Raw genomic sequence first — 2,423 nt, 5'->3', positions numbered from 1 at the left:
GGAGGACGGGTGCGTGGCTCATCGCGGCGACCTGCCCATCTCGTAGTCCTCGGGGCGCAGGCGACGGGTCATGTTCCAGTACTCCTGGAGGGTCCACGGGTGGTTGGCGACGATGCGGCCCTGCGTGTTCTTGTACCTGCTCCTGACGTCGGAGACCGTCCAGATCATCGTGCTCATCTCCGCGTCCATCGCCTCGTTGTAGGCGGCGACCACCTCGTCGCGCACGCGCACCCGGTCCAGGCCGTGCTCGCGCAGGTGCCTCAGCACCTCGGCGATGTAGTGGCTCTGGGTCTCGCCGACGAAGGTGGCCGCGCCGCCGTGGCCGATGCTGCTGTTGGGCCCCTGGATGGCGAAGAAGTTCGGCAGCTCGGGCAGGGCGACCCCGAGGTAGGCCCGCAGGTCCTGCCGGCCCCCGGCCGCGTCCGTGAGCGGCCTGTCGGAGCGACCGGTGACCGCGACGGGAACCATGAACTCGGTGCCGCGGAACCCCGTGCCCCAGACGATGACGTCCAGCGGGTGGTGCCGGCCGTCCGCCGTCACCAGCCCGTCCCGGTCCGCGCCGACCACCGGCGAGGTGACGAGCTCGACGTGGTCGCGCAGCAAGGTCCGGTACCAGTCGTTGTCCACCACCATGCGCTTGGCGTAGGGAGGGTAGGAGGGCGTGGTCCGCGCGACGAGGTCCTCGTCGCCGTCGAGCTGCTCGCGGATGTAGGCCTCCAGCTCGGTCCGCATCGCCTCGCTGCGCTCCCGGTGGCGGGGGTCGGCGGTGCGCAGCAGCCCGTGGGCCGCGTCGCCGTACCGGTGGTAGAGGTGGAACCGGTAGACCGGTCCGAAGGTCGCCACCTGCGTGAGGCAGGCCCGCAGCCAGTCCGGCACCGGCCCCTCCCCCACCTCGGTGCGCCGCGGCTTCATCCAGGCCGGGGAGCGTTGGAACACCGTGAGCGCGGAGGCCACCTCCGCCAGCGCAGGGGTCACCTGGACACCGCTCGACCCGTTGCCGACGACCGCCACCCGGCGGCCCTCGAGCTCGACGGAGGGGTCCCACCGAGCCGTGTGCATCGTGACCCCGGCGAAGTCCTCTATCCCAGGCACGTGCGGCACCGCCGGCTGGTTGAGGGTACCCACGGCGGTGATGAGGATGTCGCAGACGACCTCGACCACCTCCCCGGTCCCCGTCCGCGAGAACAGGAGCCGCCAGGTGTAGCTCTCCTCGTCGAAGCGGGCGGCCGTCAGCTCGTGACCGTAGTGCGTGCGCGCGGTGGCGCCGAAGGCCGCGGCGTGCCTCTGGATGTAGGCCAGCACATGGTCGCGCGTGGCGTACAGGCTCTCCCACTCGGTGCTGGGCCCGAAGCTCCAGGCGTAGGCGAAGGGGTGGGTGTCCAGCCCGCAGCGCGGGTAGGTGTTCTCGACCCAGACCCCGCCGGGCTCGTCGTGCTTCTCGTAGATCGCGTAGTCGAATCCGTGCTCGCGCAGCTCGTGCGCCATCGCCAGCCCGGACAGACCGGCCCCGATGACGACGATGCGCATCCTGCGGTCGGCGCCGGCCGTGGTCGCCGGCACCCCGCCGTGCTCGGTGAGGTCGCTCGCGAACTTGTCCACGTAGTCTTCGGTCAGGTCCGGGACCGTGACCAGACGCGCGACCGCCGACAGGGTGCGCCGGTCGGTGGCGGTGGCCGGTGAGGACGGTCCCACCCCGGGGTGGCGATCCAGCACTTCCTCCAGCACACCCCGGAGTGCGTCGGGGGTCAGGGTGGTCTGCTGGCCGAGGGCGTCCGGGTCCGCGATCGGGCACTCGACGCGGCCCAGCAGCATCTCGTCACCGGTCTGGAGGAGAACCGCACCGATCGCCAGGCCAGGGGTGGCCCGGCCCAGGTGCGACGCGAGGTCGGCGTACGGCAGTGCCGTCTTCTGGTCGAGGGTCATGGACTCAGACCGTCGGCCGGCCGGCGACGTACAGGGTCTGCCCGGTGACGAAGCTGGCCCGGTCCGAGGCCAGGAAGGCCACCGCGGCGGCGATGTCCGAAGGCTGCCCGGTCCGTCCGACCGCGGATCGGTCGACGGCGCGCTGCGTCACCTGCTCCCAGGACCGGCCCGACGTCTCGGCGACCTTGCGGGTCATGTCTGTCTCGACGAAGCCGGGCGCGACGCAGTTGACGGTCACCCCGAACCTGCCCAGCTCGAGCGAGAGGGTGCGGGCCATCCCCTGGACCCCGGCCTTGGCCCCGGAGTAGTTGACCTGGCCACGGTTGCCGAGCGCGGACGTCGAGGAGATGAAGAGCAGGCGCCCGTACCCCGCATCGACCATCGGCGCCTGGACGGCGCGGCTGAGCAGGAACGCCCCGGTCATGTGCGTGGTGAGCACGTCGTTCCACTCCTGCAGCGACATGCGGAACAGGTAGCGGTCGCGCGTCACGCCTGCGTTC

At 71.5% G+C, this 2,423-nt stretch carries 2 protein-coding genes; both read right to left on the bottom strand.

Features of this window, described 5'->3' with window-relative positions:
- Positions 1–18 precede the first annotated feature (18 nt).
- Positions 19–1,923 carry a flavin-containing monooxygenase gene (locus ACTUAL_RS01585; protein WP_440899007.1) on the bottom strand — a complete coding sequence of 635 codons (1,905 nt, stop codon included), beginning with the start codon at positions 1,921–1,923 and terminating at the stop codon, positions 19–21.
- Positions 1,924–1,927: 4 nt separating this feature from the next.
- Positions 1,928–2,423: SDR family oxidoreductase (locus tag ACTUAL_RS01580; RefSeq protein WP_440899006.1), on the bottom strand; the 496-nt coding region annotated here is incomplete at its 5' end.

Source organism: Actinosynnema sp., from assembly GCF_052038725.1.
Note: the sequence above shows the minus strand (reverse complement) of the source record. Positions and strands in the feature narration are given on the sequence as shown.

Excerpts from the sequence above, each read along its gene's own strand:
- ACTUAL_RS01585 (WP_440899007.1), bottom strand. The coding sequence starts at position 1,923 with ATGACCCTCGACCAGAAGACGGCACTGCCGTACGCCGACCTCGCGTCG.